This is a genomic window from Candidatus Protochlamydia naegleriophila (genome assembly GCF_001499655.1).
Lineage (GTDB): Bacteria > Chlamydiota > Chlamydiia > Chlamydiales > Parachlamydiaceae > Protochlamydia > Protochlamydia naegleriophila.
On record NZ_LN879502.1, the window covers coordinates 316,183 to 339,944 of the forward strand.

17 protein-coding genes are annotated in these 23,762 nt (G+C 42.0%); 6 read left to right on the forward strand and 11 right to left on the reverse strand.

Translation table 11 applies throughout. The features are described from left to right. The first annotated feature begins 113 nt into the window (after positions 1 to 113). On the forward strand, positions 114 to 1,643 hold the full coding sequence (locus PNK_RS01285; RefSeq protein WP_032124897.1) for an NTP/NDP exchange transporter: 1,530 nt from the start codon (positions 114 to 116) through the stop codon (positions 1,641 to 1,643). A 162-nt stretch (positions 1,644 to 1,805) separates the two neighbouring features. Here the strand turns inward: PNK_RS01285 and PNK_RS01290 are convergent, their stop codons facing one another. The 7 genes from PNK_RS01290 to tsp form a co-directional block, all read right to left on the reverse strand. Beyond that, positions 1,806 to 2,072, reverse strand: coding sequence for a hypothetical protein (locus tag PNK_RS01290; protein ID WP_032124898.1), 267 nt, complete (start codon positions 2,070 to 2,072; stop codon positions 1,806 to 1,808). Between the two features lie 205 nt (positions 2,073 to 2,277). Beyond that, the gene (locus tag PNK_RS01295; RefSeq protein ID WP_032124899.1) at positions 2,278 to 2,790 is read right to left on the reverse strand and encodes a CDP-alcohol phosphatidyltransferase family protein; all 513 of its coding nucleotides are present in this window, start codon (positions 2,788 to 2,790) and stop codon (positions 2,278 to 2,280) included. Between the two features lie 506 nt (positions 2,791 to 3,296). Further along, on the reverse strand, positions 3,297 to 4,442 hold the full coding sequence (locus PNK_RS01300) for a mechanosensitive ion channel family protein (RefSeq protein WP_059059816.1): 1,146 nt from the start codon (positions 4,440 to 4,442) through the stop codon (positions 3,297 to 3,299). A 102-nt stretch (positions 4,443 to 4,544) separates the two neighbouring features. Continuing rightward, a complete protein-coding gene (gene gltX / locus PNK_RS01305) occupies positions 4,545 to 6,053 on the reverse strand; it encodes a glutamate--tRNA ligase (RefSeq protein WP_079992750.1) in 1,509 nt (502 codons plus the stop codon). 185 nt (positions 6,054 to 6,238) lie between these two features. After that, positions 6,239 to 6,604, reverse strand: a complete 366-nt coding sequence (locus PNK_RS01310; protein WP_032124902.1) for a hypothetical protein — start codon at positions 6,602 to 6,604, stop codon at positions 6,239 to 6,241. 121 nt (positions 6,605 to 6,725) lie between these two features. Next, the gene (locus PNK_RS01315; protein WP_059059820.1) at positions 6,726 to 7,049 is read right to left on the reverse strand and encodes a hypothetical protein; all 324 of its coding nucleotides are present in this window, start codon (positions 7,047 to 7,049) and stop codon (positions 6,726 to 6,728) included. A 267-nt stretch (positions 7,050 to 7,316) separates the two neighbouring features. Then, complete coding sequence (gene tsp, locus PNK_RS01320) at positions 7,317 to 9,326, reverse strand: tail-specific protease Tsp (protein ID WP_059059822.1); 2,010 nt, start codon at positions 9,324 to 9,326, stop codon at positions 7,317 to 7,319. 670 nt (positions 9,327 to 9,996) lie between these two features. Here tsp and PNK_RS01325 point away from each other — a divergent pair. Then, on the forward strand, positions 9,997 to 10,437 hold the full coding sequence (locus tag PNK_RS01325; RefSeq protein WP_032124904.1) for a helix-turn-helix domain-containing protein: 441 nt from the start codon (positions 9,997 to 9,999) through the stop codon (positions 10,435 to 10,437). A gap of 54 nt (positions 10,438 to 10,491) precedes the next feature. Here the strand turns inward: PNK_RS01325 and rlmD are convergent, their stop codons facing one another. Both rlmD and recJ read right to left on the reverse strand, forming a co-directional pair. After that, positions 10,492 to 11,844 (reverse strand): 23S rRNA (uracil(1939)-C(5))-methyltransferase RlmD, encoded by a 1,353-nt coding sequence (rlmD, locus tag PNK_RS01330; protein WP_059059823.1) that lies wholly within the window; start codon positions 11,842 to 11,844, stop codon positions 10,492 to 10,494. Further along, complete coding sequence (gene recJ, locus PNK_RS01335; protein WP_032124906.1) at positions 11,845 to 13,623, reverse strand: single-stranded-DNA-specific exonuclease RecJ; 1,779 nt, start codon at positions 13,621 to 13,623, stop codon at positions 11,845 to 11,847. 348 nt (positions 13,624 to 13,971) lie between these two features. Between recJ and PNK_RS13290 the strand changes: the two genes are divergently transcribed. The 4 genes from PNK_RS13290 to PNK_RS01350 all read left to right on the forward strand — a co-directional run bounded on the left by PNK_RS13290 (position 13,972) and on the right by PNK_RS01350 (position 21,780). Beyond that, positions 13,972 to 14,112, forward strand: a complete 141-nt coding sequence (locus tag PNK_RS13290) for a hypothetical protein (protein ID WP_158021661.1) — start codon at positions 13,972 to 13,974, stop codon at positions 14,110 to 14,112. A 255-nt stretch (positions 14,113 to 14,367) separates the two neighbouring features. Beyond that, entirely contained in the window at positions 14,368 to 15,906 is a 1,539-nt protein-coding gene (locus tag PNK_RS01340; protein ID WP_059059826.1) for an NTP/NDP exchange transporter, read from the forward strand. 335 nt (positions 15,907 to 16,241) lie between these two features. After that, positions 16,242 to 20,774: a protein translocase subunit SecDF gene (locus PNK_RS01345; protein WP_059059828.1), complete on the forward strand. Its 4,533-nt coding sequence runs from the start codon at positions 16,242 to 16,244 to the stop codon at positions 20,772 to 20,774. 151 nt (positions 20,775 to 20,925) lie between these two features. Further along, complete coding sequence (locus tag PNK_RS01350; protein ID WP_059059829.1) at positions 20,926 to 21,780, forward strand: hypothetical protein; 855 nt, start codon at positions 20,926 to 20,928, stop codon at positions 21,778 to 21,780. 8 nt (positions 21,781 to 21,788) lie between these two features. Here the strand turns inward: PNK_RS01350 and PNK_RS01355 are convergent, their stop codons facing one another. Both PNK_RS01355 and PNK_RS01360 read right to left on the reverse strand, forming a co-directional pair. Next, a complete protein-coding gene (locus PNK_RS01355) occupies positions 21,789 to 22,340 on the reverse strand; it encodes a 2'-5' RNA ligase family protein (protein ID WP_059059831.1) in 552 nt (183 codons plus the stop codon). 171 nt (positions 22,341 to 22,511) lie between these two features. Further along, positions 22,512 to 23,009, reverse strand: coding sequence for a hypothetical protein (locus PNK_RS01360; RefSeq protein ID WP_032124911.1), 498 nt, complete (start codon positions 23,007 to 23,009; stop codon positions 22,512 to 22,514). Between the last annotated feature and the right edge of the window lie 753 nt (positions 23,010 to 23,762).

A 23,762-nucleotide genomic window follows, 5' to 3' on the forward strand; every position in this document is an offset into this window, starting at 1 on the left:
GTTAGTAATAGTTATATTATTAATGTGCTTTTTTTATTTTTTGAAAAGTAAATATAATTATTGAAAATTAGTAAAAGTCTGTGATATCATTTTTGGTAACAAAGGGTTTATAAATGTCTCTTCCAGAGTCAGAGTTTGGTAAGTTAAGAGCGTTTTTCTGGCCTATTCATCGGTATGAGGTCAAGAAAGTGCTACCCATGATGTTGATGTTATTTTTGATTTGTTTCAATTATAGCATTCTACGCAATATCAAAGACGCCGTTGTTGTGACAGCTAAGTCTTCGGGTGCAGAGGTCATTCCTTTTATTAAGGTTTGGGTCTTGCTGCCTATGGCGGTCTTTTTTACTCTTCTCTTTACAAAACTGTCGAATCGTTACAGTCAAGAAAGGGTTTTTTACATTACCATCAGCTTCTTTTTACTATTTTTTGCTCTCTTCACCTATGTTCTTTATCCTTTACGCGATAGTTTACATCCTCATCAATTATCCGATTATTTAGAAACTGTTTTACCGGCCGGATTTAAAGGGTTGATTGCCATGTTCCGCAATTGGTCATTCACTCTTTTTTATGCGGTTTGCGAAATTTGGGGAAGTCTTGTTTTAGGGGTCTTGTTCTGGGGATTTGCCAATGAAGTGACGAAGATGACAGAAGCGCGTCGCTTTTATAGCATGTTGGGTGTCATAGCCAGTTCGGCGGCTATCATTGCCGGATTCATAGCTAACTTGTTAACGAATGACCAGAGTTGGGAACAGACATTGAACGTACTCGTGTTTGCAGTCATCGTGAGCGGATGCATTACCATGGCAGCTTTTCGTTGGATGAATAAAAATGTTCTTAGCGGTCCGGATTTTGAAGAGTTTCACGAAGCAAAGCGCATCCAAAGAACAAAAAAGCGGTTATCGATCAGAGAAAGTTTTGCCTATCTGTCTAATTCAAAGTATCTCATCTGTATAGCGATTTTGGTTGTTTCCTATAACCTAGTAATCAATTTAGTGGAAATTGTTTGGAAAGATCAATTGCGCCAACTCTATTCTTCGGCGCTCGAGTATAATCGCTACATGAATACGATGACATCGGCCGTTGGTATTATTGCAACACTGACTTCCTTATTCATGTCGCAGTTGATTGCTCGCTTTGGCTGGACTCGTACGGCTCTGATTACACCGGTTATCATGCTTGTGACAAGTGCCGGTTTCTTTGCTTTCATGCTCTTCCGTCATGATTTGGCCGAGCCTGTGATGCTCTTAACGGGAACGACCCCTTTGGCCATCGCCGTCTTTTTTGGTGCGGCTCAAGTCTGCATGAGTAAGGCATGCAAATATTCAGTATTTGATTCAACCAAAGAGATGGCTTTCATCCCATTGGGACATGAATGCAAGTTAAAGGGAAAGGCTGCCATTGACGGCGTGGGTTCACGCCTTGGTAAGTCGGGTGGATCTCTCATTCACCAGAGCCTGCTCATGGTCTTTGCGACGGTGAGTTCAAGCGCTCCTTACGTGGCCATTGTCTTGTTCGGGGTGATTGGGGTTTGGATCGTCGCAGTCCGTTCACTGGGTAAGCAATTTGCTGCCATCATTGGAGAGCAAGCCCGAGAAGATATTGGCGAAGCTTCAGTCGCGCCTGAAGTGGCAAAGGCCTCATAAGCCGGTAGCTGCGCTTCCTGTCCCTATAAACACCTGCTCAGTGGATTCCTTGATAACAGTCAAGGCTTCCCTTGGCAGGTGTTTTTTTTAATCTCTCCATGGCAGGATTCCTAATTTTCAAATAGATATCCAAAGCTCAGCTTCATAGGATGGAAAGGCGCATTAATCGCGCCTTTCTGGATAAGGGGGGCGATATTCAAACGAATCAGTATCAGTATTGTAAGAAGAATTGGGCAGTGAAATGGCTCTGCGGTGCTTGAATAAGACACGCCTTTGAGGTGTCTGTTCTTCCTGATACCCGTCATCATTTTCGGCTTCAGATGGATACGTGTTTTCGTATTCTTCTTGTACGGGATACGCAAAAGATGCTGCTGCTAGAGTTAAAAACAAAGGGAAAATGAATTGTTTAATCACAGATATTGCTCTCATGGGTCACCTCCTCAATCATGATCTCTATGACATGTTTGTATCTAAAGCGCTTCATATTGTCACGAGCAAAATGGGAGTACTATGATTTTTTTGCTGAGAGCAAAAGCGCATCAGGAGTAGGTTGGAGCAATGGCCTTACTGTATATTTTATGGTTAGACCTTAAATCGCAATACAGATTTAAAGTCGCAAATTGCGGGACCTTAATCAGAGACTTAGTTTGGCTTGCCTTTCTGTTAAATAAAGTTCGCAGAGTGCGAGGATGCCTAAGAGGATGAAGCTATAAAACAGATAGGAAGGCATCGCATAATGGAAGGTCAACCCAAGCAGAACAAAAAATTGAAGGGTAGTGGTGATTTTCCCGGACCAAATCGAACGAAATTTGAAGTTAGACCAAGAGCCTCTGACGGCCAGGTATAAGCCAAAGAGTAAAACGGCAAAATCACGCGAAATAAGCGTGAGTGCTTCCCAGAGCTCTAAGCGTCCTTCTTGAATAAAAATCACTGCAACTGTCAAGACAAACAGCTTATCCATGAGAGGGTCTAAAAACGCGCCTACCTGACTGGTCATGCGCAAACGGCGTGCTAAATAGCCATCTAAACTATCTGTCACCATTGCCAAGAGGATGGCGATACTGCGACAAACAGCATTATCAACCATGAACAACAAAGCTAACGGCCCCCTGGCTAAGGAAAGAAAATTAGAGGGTGTGAAAAACATAGAACGTGTCACTTGGGTAGATAAATTTCTCAGGGCAATTCAATTGAAGCCGTTAAGACGCCTGTTGCATTTATAATGCCTTTATTGGAGATTATTTCTCAAGAACTTGAATCTAGATCATCATCGATTTGACTTTCTGTGGCATTTAAATCTGACATACGCCAATCCAAGTAAGGCAAGAGCGGGTAAGAATGGCAATAAACCACCCACTATAAGAGGTTACAAAGCCGATAAAATGCAGTCTGCATAAATCCATAGGTATAAGCGGAGGGTATGATCTGGTATGCATGCGCTTGTAATGGCTCCGCCACTCAACAGTAAAATGTCTTTGCTTATGGGAAGACTGAGTCTAGCAAGCAATAAAAGGCAAAAAATGATCTAATGTGCGTGGTGGGCATGTTAGCAAATATAAGTTAAAAGATTTTCCATTTTTCTGGCTTCTTTTTGGCAGACGTTCTTGATTAGGCGTTTTGTATCATACATACAAAACTGATTAAGAATGAAGCCTATTGATTGGCTGAAGGAAGGTGATCTGCCTGTGGCGACTCGTGTTGTTTTAAGATGACGCCCCCTTGAATTTCCACGATGTTGGTCGGTGTTGCAATGACAGCTCCCTGTTGGGCAATAATATCCGCAATCCTTAAAAGGATATCTTGGCGGATGGAAGGAAAGTCGATTCCTCCAAGCTTGACATAAGCTGAGATATTGATGTCTAAAGAAGAGGTTCCGAATCCGACAAAATAAGCTTCAACTTTTTGCTGATGGTCGACATTCGGGTGTTTAAGGAGCATCAGTTTGATAGCTGTCACGACTTGTTTAACCACACCAATATCAGTATATCGGAGGCCAATCGTGTGAAAAAACCTTTCATGGCTCATTCGCGAAGGGGTCATGACGATTGTTTGAGTGAAAACGCAATTGGGAACATAAATGGGCTTTTTTTCCTGATTACGGATGAGCGTCATATACCAGCCGATCTCTTCGACATACCCCTCAATCTTTTTTTCTGGCAGGCTGACAAATTCACCGATCGTGAAAGGCTGGGTTGCATAGACCATGACCCCTCCAAAAAAATTTGAGATGACTTGTTGCGAAGCAAAAGCTAAGGCTAGGCCTCCAATCCCTCCAAATGCAATTAAAGTTTGCATGTCGCGCCCTGTGACATCCATGGCAAAAAACAGGGTCATGAAGATAATGGCTATTGTCGCCATTTTACTGATTAGGTCCAGCTTGCCGGGAGTGAGGGCAATGCGATGGTTATGGCTCATTTCCATCATGTAGTGGACAACCTTGTTGTTCCATCTTAAAAGAAACCATCCGATTGTTAGAACGGCACCAAGGCTTAAGAGGGTATCTACATTAAAAAGATGGAAGGTGAGGAGCCGCTTGGTCAAAGCGTCAAAGCCGCAAACCAGGGCTACAAACCAGACGAAGTAGTTTAAGGGTTGGTCGATTGCTGTCACAAAGCTGAGAGCCCATGCATTGTGCTGCTTTAAAAAGCGGTCTTGAAGCTTAGACAAAATGACTTTGATGACAACATTAAAGAATAATAAAAAGAGGATGAGGCTGACTATTTGAAGGGTGAGCCCATAGCATCCTTCCAGGACATTAGAGCAGATGTGAAAAAACGACTGTGGTTGAGCTTGGTCCATTCACTCCCCTAGTGTGTGAGCCTTGTTTGAATCAATATGCGCATGTTTGTATAGGTTGAAATGAATGCACTTTAAGTCTCTTAAAGTGCATTCATTAAAGACTTATTCTTTAGCCATGAGAGCTTGTCCGCTTTTTTCTTGCCAAGCTTTCTTAAGGCTGCTCATTTTTTTGTTAGAGATGCCGCCTAAAAATTCCATTGCTTTAAGAAAACGGGCACGTGTGCGGTCTTTGCCTAAAATAGTGACGGAGTCAAAAAGGGGAGGGCCCTGTGTTTTGCCCATCAAGCTTCCAAAGAGGATTGGCATGATGACTTTCTTGTGATTGACTCCAAATATTTCAGCGACTTCGCGAGAAGCCTGGTTGACTCCCGATCCTGTCCAGTTTTCTAATTCATCCAAACGCCAAATAATGGCTTGGATTAAATAGCATACCTGTTCTTTAGCGAGGTCTTTGACCTCAAAAAGCGAGTCGCTATAGTGAATGTGGTTAATGAAGAGAAAATTAAATAAGTCCATGAAATCGCCAAATGTTTTGATACGCGAATGGCATAAAGGCATCAGCCTTTGCATGAACTCGTCATTGAAGCTCCACTCTTTCATGCGGTTCCACAGCTGGTCGACCGGGATATTCTTGATGAGATACTGCTGGTTAACCCAATCGAGTTTTTGCACGTCGAAGACGGCTCCAGAGACCCCAATGCGCTTATAGTCAAATTCTTGAATGATGTCGTCGAGGCTGTAGATTTCGCGGTCACCGGTCATGCTGTAGCCCATGAGCGTCAAGAAATTAAGGAATGCTTCTGGCAAATAGCCGCTGTCGCGATAGAAGAAAATAGAGGTCGGATTCTTGCGCTTCGATAGCTTCTTGCCGTCGCGTCCGAGCAGAAGCGGCATATGCATGAAGGTTGGGGGAGTCCACCCAAAAGATTCGTATAGCAGGATATGCTTCGGAGTAGAGCTCATCCATTCATCGCCACGAATCACGTGGGAAATCTGCATGAGATGATCGTCGACAACGTTGGCCAAGTGATAAGTTGGGAAGCCGTCGGATTTTAAAAGAACTTGGTCATCGACATCGGCCCATGGGAATGTCATTCTTCCCTTGATGGCATCTTCGTAAACACATTCGCCAGTTAGTGGCACTTTTAAGCGTATAACATAAGGTATGCCGGCTTGCTCTCTTTCTTCCACTTCGGCCGGTGTTAAATGACGGCAGCGCCTATCGTAGCCTTGGCGTCCACCCTGCTTGGCCATTAACTCGCGCATTTCATCTAAGTCTTCAGCCGTACAAAAGCATTTGTAGGCCTTTCCTTTAGCCAATAAGTCTTCGGCATACTGCTTGTAGATTCCAAAGCGCTCCGATTGGCGATAAGGACCGAAGGGGCCTCCAACATCTGGACCTTCATCCCATTGGATGTTTGCCCAGCGGAGTGCCGAGTAAATATTTTCTTCGTACTCGGGACGGCTACGCGTGCGGTCTGTGTCTTCAATGCGTAAAATAAATTGCCCTTTGTGGTGGCGGGCAAAAATCATATTGAATAAAGCCATGTAGGCGGTTCCCACATGAGGATCGCCTGTTGGAGAAGGCGCAATGCGCACGCGAACTGACATAAACGTAAGATCCTTTCGTTGAATCATCTTAAAGGCAAAGGCGTTCTAATCTTCACATTAACAACAAAAGAATAGAAGGGCCCAATAAACTATATAAATAGATAATAATTGTGAGCGATTTTTAGATAGATTTCAAGTCTCTAATGGCTGGATTGAAAAATTGGATCCTCTTTTGGTAAGTAAAATTAAAGGATATAGGGAAAAAAACGCCTTCCTACAAAAAATGTTGCAACGACATCGTAAGGAAGCGCTGTGAATAAAGTAAACCCCGGATAGCTATCTTCCCAATACGAGCGTATGCCGTTGAGGATAGCATGGCCAACGAGGCTCACTCCAACAGCTAGATAAAAAGCGCTATGTAAATTGCCTTGTAGGTTCAGGCATGCAGCAAAAATAGCCAGCCCTATCCCCGTAATAGCCTCAATCTTGGCATAATTGGATCTCACATGAGCCGAAATGTTTCCTATTAAGGGAATATAGCCAAGGACATTTAACCCTTGCTCGAATGTTTCCAAAGCAAAAAAAAGATTTCGAAAATTTGCGTTGATCATGTTTTGGCCTTATGAATGGACATGGCTAGTAAGCCATATTTGTCATTACGTTGTATAAAAATTTAAAAACTCTTTTCGCAAACACGGCAGCCTTCTGCGAAGATGCTGCTTTGAGAAGGAATTAATTTTCGAGTTGGTTTGATCTCTGACGCGCACTTAAGCAAGCGGCGCTAAACGCAATGGCAACGGCAATGCTTGTTTGCATGGTAACATTTAAGGCTCTTGCAGCCATGAATGCAATTCCAGCTGGAATAGCAGCAACAGCCATCAGCCAAATCGCACCTATTATTGCCATTGTAGGGCCCAATCTACCAATTCCCGGGAATCCACTTTTAGCCGTGTGGGTTGGAAGATGGCGAACGGATTTGCCGTTAATATGCCCAGGGGAAGCTTTACTTGCGGCAGGCAGAAAATATTGAGGAATGGACTGAATAGAATGAATCATTCTAACCTTCTAAGATTTTTATTTTTTCTGAAACGGACTGGATTCTAAGCTTTATCTATTAAGAATAGTTAAACCTTGGAAGCTTTTTAATAAATAGGCTTCTTTCTTGCTTTGGAAAAAATTGAGCAAAGGCGGTCTAGCATGAGCATATAAGACTCAGGATAAAATTGATTAAAGTGACGAATGTCAGTAACCAGATGAGCTAAGGTCTAAGAGTCAAGAGTCGATGCCGGTTCAGCATCGACTCTAAGGGCATGCGGTTGCGATTCAAGCCGCCTCTGGTAGTTTCACGTCGGGTGTAAGGGATAAGCTTTCCCTTCTCTTGGAAGGATAGAGCGGGATTCCCTTTTCTTGCATCATGATCAAGAGATCTTTCATGATTTCATAAGCCTCTTCTAACTGCAAATCATTTTGACCAAAGTCTTCCATTTGCTCAGAATCGCTTTCCTCTTTCTTTTTGATTTCTTTTAGCATGTTTTGATAGTTCAGGTTGGTCGATAAACGCTGCTCTGAGTTGTTTTTTAGCCGCTCAAGATAAGGAGTGTAGGTATCCAGCTTTTCTTGCAAGCCAAATTTGTACAGTTTGCGAATCTTATCTCTTTGTAGAAAGGGGACATCTGAAAGATCATCGTCAAAATTGGATTTGATGTGATCATTTTCCAGAGGATATTTGATGTATTGCTCACCAATTTCGCTTTCTGAAAGGGGCCCTGGAACGACAACATCTGACAGGACACCGTTTAATTGAGGTGTTTTACCTGAGACCGTGTAATAGCGCCCACGCGTTACTTTATATTCACCTTGCGGATTGACTTGTTCGTTTTCTGTTGTCGTTAAGGTAAAGGTTTGATAAGAGCCTTTTCCATAAGTATGGTCGTCGCCGACGATGAGAGCCCGGCCATAGTCTTGCAGAGTTTGAGCGACAATTTCAGATGCTGAGGCGCTCATTCGATTGACTAAGACGATGAGAGGGCCATCCCAGGCCATGGTTCCATCCAGATCGCGCAAGTGTTGGATCTTGCCATTTTCATCTTTAATCGATACGACAATACCCTTGGTGATAAATAGCCCTGTCACGGCGACTGCTTGCGATAGGAGGCCTCCTGAATTGTAGCGCAGATCCAAAATGAGTCCGTACAACTGGTGGTCTTTTTTAAGCTTGTTAATTTCTTGTTCTAAGTCGGTCGCAGATGAGCTGTCGCGGTCTTGGTAAAAGGAATAGAGTTTTAAATAGCCAATTACCCCTTCTCCATAAGGCTCATATGAGGTTTTGAATCGAGTTTCTTTAAGAACGACTTCTCCTCTCAAAATGGTGATATCCAATTTCTCTTCTACTTTCTCGCCGCTCGCCGCTGTCGTCTCGCGCATGACTGTTAAAACGACGGGAGTATGCTCTTCACCGCGGATCAAATCGACTGCATCGATAATGTCCATCCCAACGACCGGTTCTCCATTGACGGCAACGATGCGGTCTTTTACCTTGAGTTCTTTGCTATTGGCTGCAGGGCCTCCTTCAACAATCTTAATGACCGTAAAGCCATTGATATCGTCGCGAAGTTGAGCTCCAATTCCAAACAACCGCTGCTGCACGTTAATCATAAATTGAGTAGCTTCTCCTGGAGTAAAATAAGCTGTATGGGCATCGAGAGCCGAAGCAGTGGCCTTAAGAACATTTGATAAAATGAGGCGCTGCTTTTCTTGGGCATCAGGGGCTAATACCTCTTCTTCATACTTGGATTGGCGTTTGGTGATTCTTTGTAGGGCGTTCTCCTTCATATTATCGCTCAGCTTGGCGGCTGTTTCAATTTGAAGCGAACGGATGCGCCTTAAACGGTCGATTAACTCATCCTCTGAATGCGCCCACGGAATATCTTTGAACTCTTCAGCACGCACATGCTTGGGGAGATTTTCATAATCTATTTTACTTTCCAATTCGCGGCGCCTTTGAATGGCCTTAACCAAGCTTGCGTGAATGCTTTCAAAGATGCGGAAATTACTGCTATTGTATTCTTCGATTAATTGTGAAAGTAATTCATCCGAGGGATGGGTCCATTCTTGAATATCAGATTCAATAAAATAGGTTTTGTTGGGGTCTAAATTCTCTAGATAATTATTTAAGATGCGCTTTGCAAGCGTCGGAGTCAATTTTTTTTGAGACGCATGGGCTTTCATAATTTCTTTGGCTTTAGTCGTAACATCTTGAGGTGTCAAATCAGGCAACTTGGCTTCGATCGCACAGCTGAATAAACAGGCTAACAGGACTATGTACTTGTACATCAGATTTACCCTATGTCTTTTATTTGAGAACCGATCCATTACTCTGAGAAAAAACCAAAGCTCAGATCGAGAAAAGTTCTACTCTAAACCAAAGTCCATTATCTGAAAAAGGTTTCTACACAAAGTAGCTGAAAAATTGCCTTTTAACCGCCTTTAAAGCTTCTCAAGTAAAGAGGAGATTGAAAAATTCTTTCAAGCGCTCTCTCAATGAACTGTAAGCAATAAAGTGCTGTAATCTCCTTAGGTACCAGCGTGAAAAAAACTTTCTCTGATGCCTCCAAAGTCCACTTTATTCGCTATATCAGCGCTCCTTAAAGACGCCACCATCCACAATAAATGGATCAATTGAAATTCTATTCAAAAATAATTTGATTAATAAAGAAATATTTTGTAAAATTTCTGTCTTTAGATTTTTACTATGCGCGGTAAGGTTGAAAGTAGGTGAATTAATAATTTAGTTGCTGGTTTGTTACTGTTAAACCCAAATTAATTATTTTTGCGTTGTTTGATTTACGAAATTTTTACAAAAAATTTCACGATTATTAAAAAAGTAGTAAAAATTGCTTGATTTAAATTCTTTATTATGTAAAATTGATTGTTCCTTAGCTATAAATTATAAAATTTATTAAAAAGGATTGATCTTTATATCTTATAGGTAATTAAGTTTTGTATGGAGGATAATATAATGTCTCAGAATACTAAATCTGATGATAAGAAAGTAGTTTCTATCACTGAAGCTGCTAAGTTAAATAAAGTGACGCGACAAGCAATCTATGTAGCGATAAAATTAAATAAATTGAAGGCAACGAAAGAAACAACTCGTTGGACAATCAGCTTAGAAGATTTGGAAGACTATCGCCGTCAAAAATATTCACGAACAAAGTCTGTCTTTAATGGTGAACTGTTGTTTGACAATTGCAAAGGCTATTTTTCTGTCAATCAAGTGGCTGAAATGTTGAGCGTGCCTGCGCAAAAAATTTACTATGCGACTCGGATTGGCTTGTTAAAAGCGCAACGCAAAGGTGCTGCTTGGGTGATTCATTCTGATGATATGAAAGATTATCAAGAAAAGCATATGCAGAAAAAAAGCCGTCGCCGCCAAGCTAGCTAATTCTTTTTTCTAGCTTCATCTCTTTTGTAACCGCTCACTTCTTTATTAAAGGATTTATCGACTTAACCGCTTTCCTTTATTAAGAACTGAGTGGTTATACTCTTTTTTCTTCTTCAAATAAATTAATGTTTCAACATGTGCAGTTTGTGGGAACATGTCATAGACGATGCATTGTTGAATGTCATATTGATCTTGGCAGAAAAGCGCTAAGTCGCGGGCGAGGGTAGCTGGCATGCAAGAGACGTAGATCAGCTCGGTTGGCGCTGCTTTTAAAACTGTTTGGATGACCCCTTTGGAAAGGCCGGTCCGGGGTGGGTTCATCAAAATGAGATCGGGAGGACCTTCTGTCTTGAGGCAGTGTGGTAGGACTTTTTCTACATCTCCTTGCAAGAAATGGGCTTGTTTGAGGTGATTGAGGTGACCGTTGTCTTGAGCAAAGCGAATGGCGTCGGGGTTGTATTCAATCCCGGTAACAGTATGTCCTTGACGAGAGAGTAGCAAAGAGGTAATGCCAAATCCACAATAGAGGTCGAGGATTTTTTTAGGAGAATGCTCGCCGGCAAGGGTGCAAATGTGCTTGTAGATGTTTGTACTTTGTTCGGGGTGGTTTTGCACAAAGGCTTGGGGGGTGAATCGGAAAGTCAGCCCTTCTAATTTCTGCTCGCAGTAAGGGTCGCCAAACGTGCGCTGTTCCTGGGGTGATTGAACGATGATGCCGGTAAAAGTGGGGTAGTGTTGTAAAGAGGTCTCAAATGTGTGCAAATCCAGGCCTGAGAGAGAGGCAAACTGAAATGACAAAATATACTGGTCGCGATGGTTTTTTAAAATCATGACCCTGCCTTCTTGCTGGGTCGAATTGGAAAGAGAGCTAACTAATTCCTGCAGCTGCTTGACAATCGGATCTTGCGGAGCATTGAAGATAGGACAGCTTTGGATGAAGACGAGCGAGCGATGGTCCACGCCAATATAGCCCGCTTCAAATCCCTGGCCGACTGGTTTCAAATGAAGGGTAATGTGCCGCCTATAGGCCCATTTTAGGTGAGCAGGAACGATTTGGGCTGGGGGAACCTTCAAATGACCAATTCTTTTTAGGGCATCAGTTACTGCCGATAATTTGTACTTGGCTTGGGCTTCATCGTTTAGGTGTTGAATCTGACATCCACCGCAGGTGCCAAAATAGGGGCAAGGGGGCTTTATGCGTTGTGGGCTTAGGTGTTCGAGTCGAATCACTTCGCCTTTAGCAAAGGATTTTTTGACTTCTGTGATGCGGCAAACGATTTTATCGCCAGGGGCCGTGAAGGGGACGAAGACTACAAAACCTTGATGGCGCAAGATGCCTTCTCCGCCAAAAGCAATGCTTTGGATATCGCCTGTAATAATGGAATTAACTGCGAGCTTTTCAATCATTTAAGTGTTGTGGTCCAAAATCTGGTCTGTTTGCGAATTTGATGGATCTTCAAGAATTTTAAAGTCGCGGATGAGTAATTGAATACTCGACTTATTGATTTGCGGCGTAAAGGCAATGCGGAGCTTAAGATTTTTCTTTCTCAATTGCGGACTATGAGAGGCTTTGCCAAGAGCTACACCTTCCAAGACGCGGTCGCCTTGTTCTAAATAGAGTTTTAAATGTGTTTTACCAACGATTTTTGGGGGCCATGTCTGCCAAGCATCGCAATAAAGAATAGGTTGCGGATTCTCATTGCCGTAAGGTTCCAAGAGACGGGCTGATTCCATAAAGTCGAATGTTAATTCGCTGAATTTGATTTCGGCATCTAAAGAAAGCTTGCTCATGACATCTGCATCGTTTAGCTGCTCGTTAGCTGCTGCAATAAACTGGCTCTTGAATCTTTCGATATGCTCTTCCTTGACCGTTAAACCAGCTGCAAAATCGTGGCCGCCAAAATTGATTAGATAGTCTGAACATTGTTTCAATGTAGGCAAAAGGGGAAATTCACGAATTGAGCGAACAGAACCTTTGCCAACTCCTTTGTCGATGGCAATCATTACCGTCGGTCGATTGTATTGCTTTGAAATACGCGTCGAGATGATGGCAATAACACCCGGATGCCATTTGTCCGACACCATGACAATAGCTTTATTAGTCAAAATGGCTGGCGTTTCATGAATCGTTGTATCTACATCCGCAGACATCGTGCGTTCAATTTTCTGCCTTTCAATGTTATTGAGATCTAACTCTAAAGCCATTTTCTCGGCTAAATCAGCATTTTTGACCAGCAGCATTTGAACTCCCTTGCGAGGATCGTCAATGCGGCCTAGGCTGTTTAAGCGCGGAGCTATTTTTGAAGCAATGGTAAAAGTCGTCAAATCGTTTAGATCGACATCGCAAATAGAAAATAATTTAGACAGGCCCATTCGCTTCCCTTTACGCAATTGGCGAAGGCCGTAGCGGACTAAAATGCGGTTTTCAGTGTCGCTTAAGGATCCCATGTCCGAAATGGTGCCCAATGCAACGAGGTCTAAGTATCTTTTTAAGTCGATCTTTTTAGGCGGAATTTTCCCTTCCGATGTCAGTTGGTTGGTGATTCCATGAGCTAATTTAAAAGCAACTCCCACTCCCGTTAAATCCCGATTGGGATAGGCGTTGTTGACAAGTTTCGGATTGAGAGTGGCAACGCAGTGGGGAATTTTATCAGTTGGCTCGTGATGGTCTGTGATGATGACATCAACATTCTGGGCGGCTACTTTGGCAATTTCTACGGCTGCCGTAATGCCGCAATCGACTGTAATAAGTAATTTGCAGTTATTCATAAGGGCATATTCGAGAGCTTCAACGATTAGGCTTTGACGCAGAGTTCCTCGATTAGAAACGTAGAAAAAAACATTAGCCCCCAAATCTTGCAAGAATTCGGTTAAAAGCGTTGTGCCTGTCATTCCATCGACATCATTATCGCCGTAGATCAGAATGTTTTCATGGTCACGAATGGCTCGGCATACGCGTTCTACTGCTTGCGGCATTTCAGCCATCAAGAAAGGATCGTGCAATTCTGGTAATTTGGCGTAAAGATAGTCGTGGATTTGTTGGAAGGATTTAAATCCGCGTGAAACAAGAATTTGCGCGATGACAGGATGGATTTTGAATTCTTTAACGATGCTTTCCTTTAATTCATTGTCCGTCGGGGGATAAACCCAGATAGGGTCCTCGTGGGCATGAGTGGTGGAATGCATCTAGTTCTAGCTCCGTTTCTCTAAAAAAAATCGCGTGTTTGTTCATCGTCAGGATTGCGTTGCCGAGTAACTTCGATATCATGAACTTGAACAATGAGGCAATTTGGACTGCTTCATTAGTTTCAGATTCTGGGATATAAGCTTTCCCGGGTGTCATTCAACTTAGTATGTTTTATTAACATTGCATGCTTCATAGACTCAATGTCAAGTGAAATGATAGAGTATCCTAAACCAGCTCACCACTCTTTATCTCAATGAATGCGATTGCACATATCTAATAGAGTATTTAGTAGACTCTCTAGCATACCAAGCTTTATTTGATCGCGCTCAGGAGGCGAGAAGTCGACTATGTTAAAAAGTATGGACACTCTAACTGATAAGAAAAATTTTGTCTCTCTTAAAAAACGACCTGTTGGGATTTCTCCTCAAAATGAGCTTTCTATCAAAATCGATTTTTTAAGAGATGGGCCAGGGATGGATGGTTCATAAAATTTTTTAACGATACGATTTCACGTTTAAAATTTGAAATTAAAAGGTTGGGGAAAGGGTAGTAGAAGAGGATAGTTAAGGAGTTTTATCATTTTTTGCATATACCATTTAGTTCTACGCTAGTTTTTTCCTTGCATTTTTAGATAATCCGGCTTAATAATTTAGGTTCTTGGTAATGTTTTTTCAGAAAAATCATGAAAACGCGCAAGATATTATCAAAAATTTGCAAACAATAAACTAGTTCGAGGTTTTACTATGTCGCAAGATGCGAAACAAGACTTTGGTAAGTGGAGGTCGTTTTTCTGGCCTGTACACGGCTACGAGCTTAAAAAACTTCTCCCGATGTTTTTTATGTTCTTCTGTATTTCTTTCAACTATACCATTTTGAGAGATACAAAAGACAGCTTGATCGTGACAGCTGCAGGTGCTGAAGCAATCCCATTCTTAAAGTCTTTTGGTGTTGTTCCGGCCGCTATTCTATTTATGATTGTCTATGCCAAGCTTAGTAACATGCTTAGCAGAGAAAATCTGTTTTATGTAACTTTGCTTCCTTTTATCATTTTCTTTGGCCTATTTGCATTTGTTATGTACCCAGCCAGAGAAGCTTTAATGCCTCAAGCATCAGCAGAAGCGTTGCGCGCGTATTTGCCAGGTGGTTGGAGCGGATTGGCTGCTGCTTACGAAAACTGGATGTATTCGATTTTCTACATTCTAGCCGAGCTTTGGGGTAGCGTTGTTTTATCATTGTTATTTTGGGGATTTGCTAACCAAATTACTCGTGTAACAGAAGCGAAGCGTTTCTATAGCCTTTTCGGCTTGGGTGCTAACTTAGCGCTCTTAGTTTCTGGTCCTGCTATCGTTTACGTATCTGACATTCGCAAGCACTTGCCAGCTAATGTTGATGCATGGCAAATTTCTCTTAACTACTTAATGGGAATGGTTGTTATTGCAGGTATTGCTATTTTAGCTATTTACTGGTGGATTAATCGCAATGTCTTGACTGATCCTCGCTTCTATGATGCAAATCAAACAACGACTAAGAAGAAAAAAGCTAAAATGTCATTGGGCGATAGCTTCAAGTTCCTCTTCACATCTAAGTACATCCTTTGCTTAGCGATTCTTGTTATTGCTTATGGTATCTCCATCAACCTTGTTGAGATTACATGGAAAAACCAAGTAAAACTACAGTATCCTAATCCAAACGACTATAGTACATTCATGGGTTGGTTCTCTACAATGACTGGTGCAGTAACAATCTTGATGATGTTGTTTGTTGGTGGTAACGTTATTCGTCGTAAAGGTTGGGGCTTCGCAGCTCTCATTACTCCAGTTGTCTTATTGGTTACTGGTATTGGCTTCTTCTCATTTGTTATCTTCAGAGATAGTTTACTTGGTTACATCGCAGCCATTGGATCAACACCGTTGTTCTTAGCCGTTATGTTTGGTGCTGCTCAAAATATCATGAGTAAGTCTGCTAAGTACTCTCTGTTTGACCCAACAAAAGAGATGGCCTACATTCCGTTAGATGAAGATTCTAAAGTAAAAGGTAAAGCTGCAGTTGACGTTGTCGGTGCTCGCTTAGGAAAATCTGGTGGATCGATTATTCAGATGACCTTGTTGGCATTTGGAACATTGGCAACGATTACACCTTATATCGGTGCAATCTTGATGGTGATTATCGCAATTTGGATCGTGGCAGCTCGCTCTTTGAGCAAGCAGTTCGCGAAGCTAACTGCTGAGCAAAACCAGCCAACTGATAAGTCAGACAAAACATCTGAGGCAACAGCTAGCTAAGGTTAGCCGTTTCAGAATGTGAAAGCTGAAAAAACCCTTCCTTTTAAAAGGAAGGGTTTTTTTTGTATCAATAACTTTAAAAATAAAATTATTATTTGAAAGGATTTGTTTTTCTCTTGCCTCCGAATTTTCTGCTTGATAAGTATAGCTTTTTTCAAATTTGATTTTATGTAGACAGAATGCATAATGATTTGTTATGCTTCTCCTTTTATCTAAGATGTTCCACGTTCATTTACAGTAAATTTCCTTTTACATTAGTGCGAAAATGCCCTCGTTGAGGTTCAGTTTCATCACTGTAACGGGAAGTTCACAATCATAGAAGGAAGCATGAAAATATGGAAAAACAGAAGCGTTGGCAATTCTATTTGATTGTTGCCGTGATGGCAATTACGCTTTACAACATTCTCCCTACTCTATTTTTTTACTCGAAACCTCTTCAATCTCCAATTGATGCGCCTCGTTCAGAGCAAGTTGCATCGGCGATTGTAGATCGAGTTAACACAGTTGAGGTAGATTCTAAGGAATGGTTGTATTCGTTTTGTCGCTTATTGGGAATCAAACCCACTTCGATCGACTTAGTCACTACGAACAGCGGATTGTTTCAGGTTTCATTTAAAAATGAACAAGATGCTGAGTTATTTAAGCGATTCTTGCCAAGGGCTGGAGCCTTAATCCCGTTTGTACCGGCTCAACTCGAGCTCAGTTCTGATGGAGCCAATCTTGACCCAACTCAAGTTCTTGTCCAGCGCAACATAGCGGTTCATCTTGACGCAAGTGATATGGATAAATTGTTTCAGTTTACCCCTAAGTATTCACAAGAGCATCAAGTCGCAGATCTGTATCGCGAAATTGTTGGCGATCGGGTTTCTCAAGTTGCTTTAGCAATTGGCGGGCCAAGCAAGGCAGCTTTGCAGATGTCGATGATTGTAAATCAGGGCGATGCAGATTCACGCTATGATGACGCTACTGTGGCCTTGGCTAAAGAGATTGTCGATATGGACAATATCTTGGGCAAGAACAACCCGATCACAAAGCGCTATTATGCAAGTTTTTCTCAACTTTCTCCAAAAGATGGCGAGGGGCTCACACAAAAGTTCATTGCCAAGATGGAAGCGTTAAGTAAAAAAGTTAAGGAGCGCCAAGTCACTCTTCAAGCCGATTCTACGTCAGAAGCCGTACAAACCTTAGCCGTTTTAAATAACCAAGCCCAAGCGCTTGACACAGCCGTTGCGATCATGCGTAAGAATGGGGCTGAATTCCAAAAAGGAAATGCACCTTTAACAGTTGAAAAAATTCAAAACTTGCTTGATAAGAGTGCATCCAATCAAGCCCAAGTGCTTGACTTAACAGGCTATCATCCTTTCGTTAAGGGTTTGACGATTGACTGGGAAAGCAGCCAATTGATGCTGAACCTTTATGACGATGTCTTGGCATTGCGTAATTTTGAAGGCAAAAGCGAGAAAGAAGCTTTTGTTAAAGAAAGAGTGAATCAGTACTTGATCAATGACATTGCTCGTATTGCTCGCCTCTCTGATGAAGTCTTTAAGCCTAGCGAAGACACCTTTGTAGTTGAATTGGACAATTTGACAAACAGCCAAAGCTATTTAACCCTTAACTTAGGCTATTTAGCTAATAAGCGTGCTCAGCAGGTCATGGATCAGCTCTTGCTTTCTTGGGTGCCAAGCCATACTGACCTCATTCGCGATGCTTATCCGATTCGTTCGTATGACACCTACAAAACACAAAAGTCTGAAGATCAAAAATTAGGCCTTGTCGTTTATGCTCCCGCTATGTATGGATCTTCTGCTCCAGCAGGCTTCCGTAATGGATCGATTTACGTCATTGCGAAAGGAATGGATGCAATTGTTCAAAAGTATCAGGAAGCTCCAGAGGCGGCCGAAAGCCAGGCATTAGCAGCGGACTTCAGCCAGCTAAATACAACTTTGCAGCAAATGGGCTTCATTGGCTATCCAGGGTCAGCTTTCAATTTGCCAAAAGAGTTTAGCAAAGATTACATTTTTGAACTCAACGACTATTACAGCACCCTTTTAAAAGCAACACGCGAAGATTTCCAAGTCAAGGGAAGTAAGCGCTTTGCTGTACTCGATTTCTCTGACGTTGAGCAGCGTTTGCTAACGATCAATAAAATCGATGATCGCATTCAAGAAGATCTTTTAAAATGGAAAGAGTCTTACAATGCAGCTCAAGTCGATTTAAACCTTACAAGCAAGTATACTGTTCCAGCTCCAACGAAGAACGTTTACTGGGAAAATCTGAAGCTGAGCGCTGCTAAATATTTCAGAGGAGATGATCGCAAGGTCCTCAAATGGGGTCTAGACTTGTCAGGTGGTAAAACAGTCCGCATCGGTTTGCTCGATCAAAATGGACGCCCTGTGACGAATCCAGAAGATCTTAAGCAAGCGGTTAACGAGCTTTATAATCGTATCAACAAGATGGGAGTTGCAGAAAGAACTATTCGCATTGAAAACTCCAACATCTTGCTTGATTTCCCAGGCTCGCAAAACCTGTCAGCCTCTGATCTTGTTAAGGCATCAGCTATGTATTTCCACATTGTCAATGAAAAATTTGGCTCGCAAAATGCTACTTTAGCGGGCGCGGTCAATCAATTCTTGCAAGATGTCTGGAATGAAGCTGTTGTAACCAACCGCAAAGATGTTGATAGTATCAATGAAATTGCTTGGCAGCAGTTAGGTGGTGATGTAAACGATGTGAGCACACGTCCACGCTCCGATCATGCCAAGTTGCTTTACGATAATGGCCTGCGCTTTGCGAATCCGAAAGATCGCGTAGTAAGCCAAGCCTTTGATGAGTCGCTCTCTGCCATTGCGATGTTTAGAGGTGGCGATTCGGCTGAATGGGATAATCAAACTCATCCTTTGCTAGTTGTTTTCCATAACTTTGCTTTGGAAGGATCAAATTTAGAGAATATTCAGCCAGGCTACGATGCAACTCAAGGTAATATTTTGACCTTCGGTATCAAGCGCTCTTTTGAAGGATCGAGCGGCAGCGGTAGCCCAAGAGATGATTTTTATACATGGACATCCCAGTTTGCTGAGGATAAGATTGCAGGAACGCCAAAAGAAGCGTATTCTAAAGGGCGTGGCTGGAGAATGGCCGTCATCCTGAATGGGACTGTTATTACAGCACCTTCCTTGAATTCGGCTCTTCGCGATGGCGGAACGATCAGTGGTCGTTTCTCTCAGAGAGAAGTTACTCAGCTTGCAGCCGATTTAAAGGCTGGATCCTTAAGCTTTACGCCGCGCATTTTGTCGGAAGAAAATGTTAGCCCAGAACTTGGACATGAAGAGCGCACAAAAGGGATTTTGGCTTCTCTCGTGGCTTTAACTTTGGTTGTCGCAGCTATGATAGGCTACTACCGCTTTGCTGGTTTAGTTGCCTCTTGTGCTGTCTTGCTCAACATCTTCATCATGTGGGGCGTCCTGCAAAACTTAGGTGCGGCCTTGACCTTGCCTGGTATTGCCGGTATTGTTTTGACGATCGGTATGGCTGTTGATGCGAACGTACTCGTATTTGAGAGAATTAGAGAAGAGTTTAAGCTAACCGGACGAATTGCTTCTGCTATTCAAGCAGGTTACCGCAAAGCCTTTAGCGCGATTATCGACTCAAACATCACAACGCTTATTGCTGCGATTATCTTGATTCAGTTCGATTCAGGCCCAATCAAAGGTTTTGCTGTGACGTTGATCATCGGTATTATCTCTTCGATGTTTACCGCTCTTTTCATGACTCGCTATTTCTTTGCTGGCTGGGTTAGAAATCCAGAAAACAAACAGCTCTCTATGGCGCAGTTCTTAAAAGAAACGCACTTTGATTTCTTGGGCCAGGCGAAAAAAGCCATCGCGATTTCTTTAATCGTGATGTTAATCGGAACCTATTTCCTTGTTACTGAGCGCAAGACAATTTTTGGAATGGACTTTACAGGTGGTTATTCTCTGACAGTGGATGTTGCAGAGAAGAATAATCATCCTGATTACCGCTTAGAAGCGATCAATGCCTTCTTAGACAAAGGGGCTTCGCGCCGCGACTTTGAGGTGCGTGAATTGAGCCGTCCAAACCAATTGCGCATTCAGCTAGGTACAAGCATGGATGAAAAGGGCCATCCTTTCTATCAAATGCCAGAAATCAATGCTGAAGGCAAATATGCTTATGATTACCAGAAGGATCCGCGTTTGAACTGGGTTGTCGAGACTTTACAATCGCATGGATTGGAAGTTCAACCTTCTCAGCTTGCAACGCTGCAGAAAAACTGGACGATCATGAGCGGTCAGTTCTCTGATGCGATGAGAAATAATGCCATCTTTGCGTTGGCTGCTGCGTTGATTGCTATCTTGCTCTATATTACCTTCCGCTTCGAATTCAAATTCGCAGTCGGTGCGGTAGCTGGGCTTGTACACGACGTCATTATCACGTTGGGGATCTTGGCACTATTCCATGCTCTTGGTTTCCCAGTCCAAATCGACTTGCAAGTGATCGGTGCGATCATGACGATTATTGGTTACTCTTTGAATGATACTATTATCGTTTTTGACCGCATTCGTGAAGACATGAAAACGATGCGCCGCATGTCCTTCAAGGATATCATCAATCATGCCTTGAATGTGACCCTGAGCCGTACAATTATGACGTCGGGAACGACACTGCTCGTGCTCCTCGCTCTAGTCATACTAGGTGGACAGTCGATTTTCGCCTTCTCCCTCGTTATGACCATAGGGGTCTTAATTGGGACGCTTTCGTCTCTCTTCATTGCTTCTCCGGTCATGTTGTATTTCCACAATAAAGAAGTGGAGCATCAACACAATGGCGAATCAGCCGCAAAACGCGCGTAAAACTTGCCAAAACAAAGAGGCCTACAACTGGCCTCTTTGTTTTTTTGTCTGCCAGTTGCTCTTTAATTCCTTTTCGATTAGCCAATAATTCTTTCCTTAAACTTTCCAGTTGATGTATAGAAGGAGCTTTCCTTTTTTTACGGATCAATATATGCGCAATAAAAAAATTCCTTGCTTTGTTTTGATTTATTCAGAATCAAATTTAATTAAAAATGCCTTGAACAACTTGGTACAAAATAAAGACTTGGATATCTATGTGATTGAAAATAAGAGCCTGCAATCGTCTGAAAATCAGTTGTTTTGCTTAGACTTATTGCATCGCCAATTGATTACAAATTACATTCTTTTTGATGAGAATATCTCTAATAATGCGTTTGAAGTGATGATCAAACGCTATAAAGAGAGGATTAAAGTGGCGGAATATGTCTTAGTGACTGATGGCGACCTGACAGTTCAAGATGCCAACTGGCTAAGCGAAGAGGTGGAGATTTTGAATAAGCATCCTGAGGTGTTTGTTTGCGGGGTGAAGTTAAGTTTGCAGAATCTTCCTTTAAAAGCTTTTCCAGAGTCTAAGTCTTGGGTACCAGAACCGACAAATACTCATGAAGCCTATACCGAGCAGCTGAGCGGAATCCACCTGACTCTTTGGCGATCAAAGGAGTTTATCGCTCTGTTTGAGTGGATGCAAAGCCATGGGAAGCCATTCCTCGACGGTGTCATTCACCAATATTGCGCCGAAAGGGGAATGAAATGGGCGGTTACCAGGCAGGCCGAGGCAGTACATTTGACTTGGGACATCTATGCTGATCTGGAGCATCCTTATGTAAAAGCAAAGCTCTCCAAACCTTTGCACAAGGTCTTTAACCACAATAACTATTGCGCCTATACGGTGTATCGAGTGGAAAATGGAAAGATGGAATCTAGCCGCCACGGTACATTGTCAATATTCAATTCCATCAAACGCTTTGTTTGTGCTCTAAGAGGGCGCTTGCAGGCGGCAAAATAGATGAAGAACTAATCTTCACCGCTAATTTGCGGAGAGGCCGAGTATTGTTCCAATCTTTCGAAAAACATCCTCTTGGGAGTGGCTCGCATGAGACGGAGAGAGCAGCTTTGTATTTCAAAGGGCTGAGACTGAAAATGAGCGCGATCTATTAAGTAATCATTCAATTTGTCTGGATTGAGCCTTTCATAGTATCCAAGCGGTACCATTAATTGTGAAGGGGCCTCAGATGGCAGAGAGAGATCTTTCAGAAGGTGGTCGATTTCTTTTTTTAATTGCTCTAATGGCAGAGAGCGTTTAATGCCGGCCCAGATCATTCCGCGATTAGACCGTTGATGATGATGCCCAATACCCTCTAGAGTCATTGGAAGAGGATGGAAGAATAGATACTTCAAGCGGATTCTAATTGCATCTAATTCATTTGGCGATAATTTGCCAAAAGATCTTAAATTTAAGTAAAAATCGCCCTCTTCGAGCCACTGAACTTGCTGCAAACCAAAGCATAATGATGCCAAACGGGGCTGAATGGAATGCGGGAGGTCGGCTGATAAAAGGATATTCACAAAATTAATTAATTGATGGGGGTTTGTATCAAGTGTGAGCTTAGCAAATTTTTTTGCTAAAAGTCTACAAAATGCATACTAAAAGATTAAAAAATATTTGAGCGAATTGGCAAAAAAATCAGCCCCATGCAGAAATGTGAATGGGGCTGATGAACTTAAAAGAAGCTTGAATTAAACAGTTGCGGCAACGAGATTGGCAGGCATTGCTGCTAAGCTAGCATGACTTGTCATAGCTTCAACATACATATTCCAAAGTTCTGGCTCAATTCGTCCGTGACGGATAGAAGAAATCAATTCTCGCTTTACTGTTCTCAAATCTTTCTTAGGAGTAAGCTTGCGAACCATTTCTTTATCGCCAGCGATGCGAGCCATATTTAACATTCTTTCTAAATCTTGCTTAGAGAATGTGAATAGATCGCGGCGCTTACGGGAGCCTCTTGCAGCACGAGGTTTTGGCGTGACTTCTTGCGGATTACTGCTATTGATAATGTACTTATTAATCAAATCAGCTAATTGTTGTGGATCTTCGGTTTTCATTTTGCGCATGGTAAAGTGGTGAATGTAACCACCTGTTCCAATCGGTAGATAATGACAGATGTCATTTTCTTTTTTTCCACCAACTTTCTTGACCGCTGACTGAATTAAAAGTTCGAGTTGTTTATTGTCCATTGTTTTCCTTATAATAGCATAATTTTTGGTTTTCAAAGCTTCAGGCCTATGCCATAAGGCCTAACAGGCAAGTGTTTTGCTTGCCATCAAAGTGTAACGTTTGACCGTTACGTTTCATCAATGCATCATTACGAAAAGACTCCGCAGCGGATTCATGGAATCGTTACAAACTGGGCCAAGAGGCGCAAGTATCAGTTTTCATTCGCTGCGATAAGCAATATTCAAAAAAATTTGAATATTATTTGAAGTTAACCACGCATGGTTACCGTATTCTTTTCACTTTATTTAAAGATAATTTTCAAATCGTATGGTAAACTTGGCATACTATCCCTTTTACCATTTTATTACCTGACTATAGCCGTAGTTGCGAACACCGATAACTTGTCCTTTAGAAATACATTCGCTATAGATTAGCATGCTTTTGATAAATTACCCATAAACAGTTTCTTAAACTTAAATTGCTTGGCTAAGCACCATTTGGATTTTAAAAGGGTTGTTATACCTTCTAATCAAAAGAAATCTAACTAATGTTAAAAACTCTCGAAAATGCCCCTTCCATCCAAACCAATTGGGATTTAAGAAATTTCTCATAGGGGGCAACATAGTTGCTAGCCTTAATTATTAATGGGAATTTAAGAAATTATAAGTTTTCTTGCAAGATAAAATTAATCAGGAAAGTTCATTTTTTTCAACAATCTAATTTTTCATTTAAATTAGTTCGACTTAAATAGGCTTGATATACTCAAAATCTAA

Excerpts from the sequence above, each read along its gene's own strand:
- PNK_RS01285 (WP_032124897.1), top strand. The coding sequence starts at position 114 with ATGTCTCTTCCAGAGTCAGAGTTTGGTAAGTTAAGAGCGTTTTTCTGG.
- rlmD (WP_059059823.1), bottom strand. The coding sequence starts at position 11,844 with ATGATTGAAAAGCTCGCAGTTAATTCCATTATTACAGGCGATATCCAA.
- PNK_RS01325 (WP_032124904.1), top strand. The coding sequence starts at position 9,997 with ATGGAGGATAATATAATGTCTCAGAATACTAAATCTGATGATAAGAAA.
- PNK_RS01310 (WP_032124902.1), bottom strand. The coding sequence starts at position 6,604 with ATGATCAACGCAAATTTTCGAAATCTTTTTTTTGCTTTGGAAACATTC.
- PNK_RS01295 (WP_032124899.1), bottom strand. The coding sequence starts at position 2,790 with ATGTTTTTCACACCCTCTAATTTTCTTTCCTTAGCCAGGGGGCCGTTA.
- PNK_RS01360 (WP_032124911.1), bottom strand. The coding sequence starts at position 23,009 with ATGGACAATAAACAACTCGAACTTTTAATTCAGTCAGCGGTCAAGAAA.
- gltX (WP_079992750.1), bottom strand. The coding sequence starts at position 6,053 with ATGTCAGTTCGCGTGCGCATTGCGCCTTCTCCAACAGGCGATCCTCAT.
- PNK_RS01350 (WP_059059829.1), top strand. The coding sequence starts at position 20,926 with ATGCGCAATAAAAAAATTCCTTGCTTTGTTTTGATTTATTCAGAATCA.
- PNK_RS01345 (WP_059059828.1), top strand. The coding sequence starts at position 16,242 with ATGGAAAAACAGAAGCGTTGGCAATTCTATTTGATTGTTGCCGTGATG.
- recJ (WP_032124906.1), bottom strand. The coding sequence starts at position 13,623 with ATGCATTCCACCACTCATGCCCACGAGGACCCTATCTGGGTTTATCCC.
- PNK_RS01340 (WP_059059826.1), top strand. The coding sequence starts at position 14,368 with ATGTCGCAAGATGCGAAACAAGACTTTGGTAAGTGGAGGTCGTTTTTC.
- PNK_RS01315 (WP_059059820.1), bottom strand. The coding sequence starts at position 7,049 with ATGATTCATTCTATTCAGTCCATTCCTCAATATTTTCTGCCTGCCGCA.
- PNK_RS01290 (WP_032124898.1), bottom strand. The coding sequence starts at position 2,072 with ATGAGAGCAATATCTGTGATTAAACAATTCATTTTCCCTTTGTTTTTA.
- tsp (WP_059059822.1), bottom strand. The coding sequence starts at position 9,326 with ATGTACAAGTACATAGTCCTGTTAGCCTGTTTATTCAGCTGTGCGATC.
- PNK_RS13290 (WP_158021661.1), top strand. The coding sequence starts at position 13,972 with ATGTTAAAAAGTATGGACACTCTAACTGATAAGAAAAATTTTGTCTCT.
- PNK_RS01300 (WP_059059816.1), bottom strand. The coding sequence starts at position 4,442 with ATGGACCAAGCTCAACCACAGTCGTTTTTTCACATCTGCTCTAATGTC.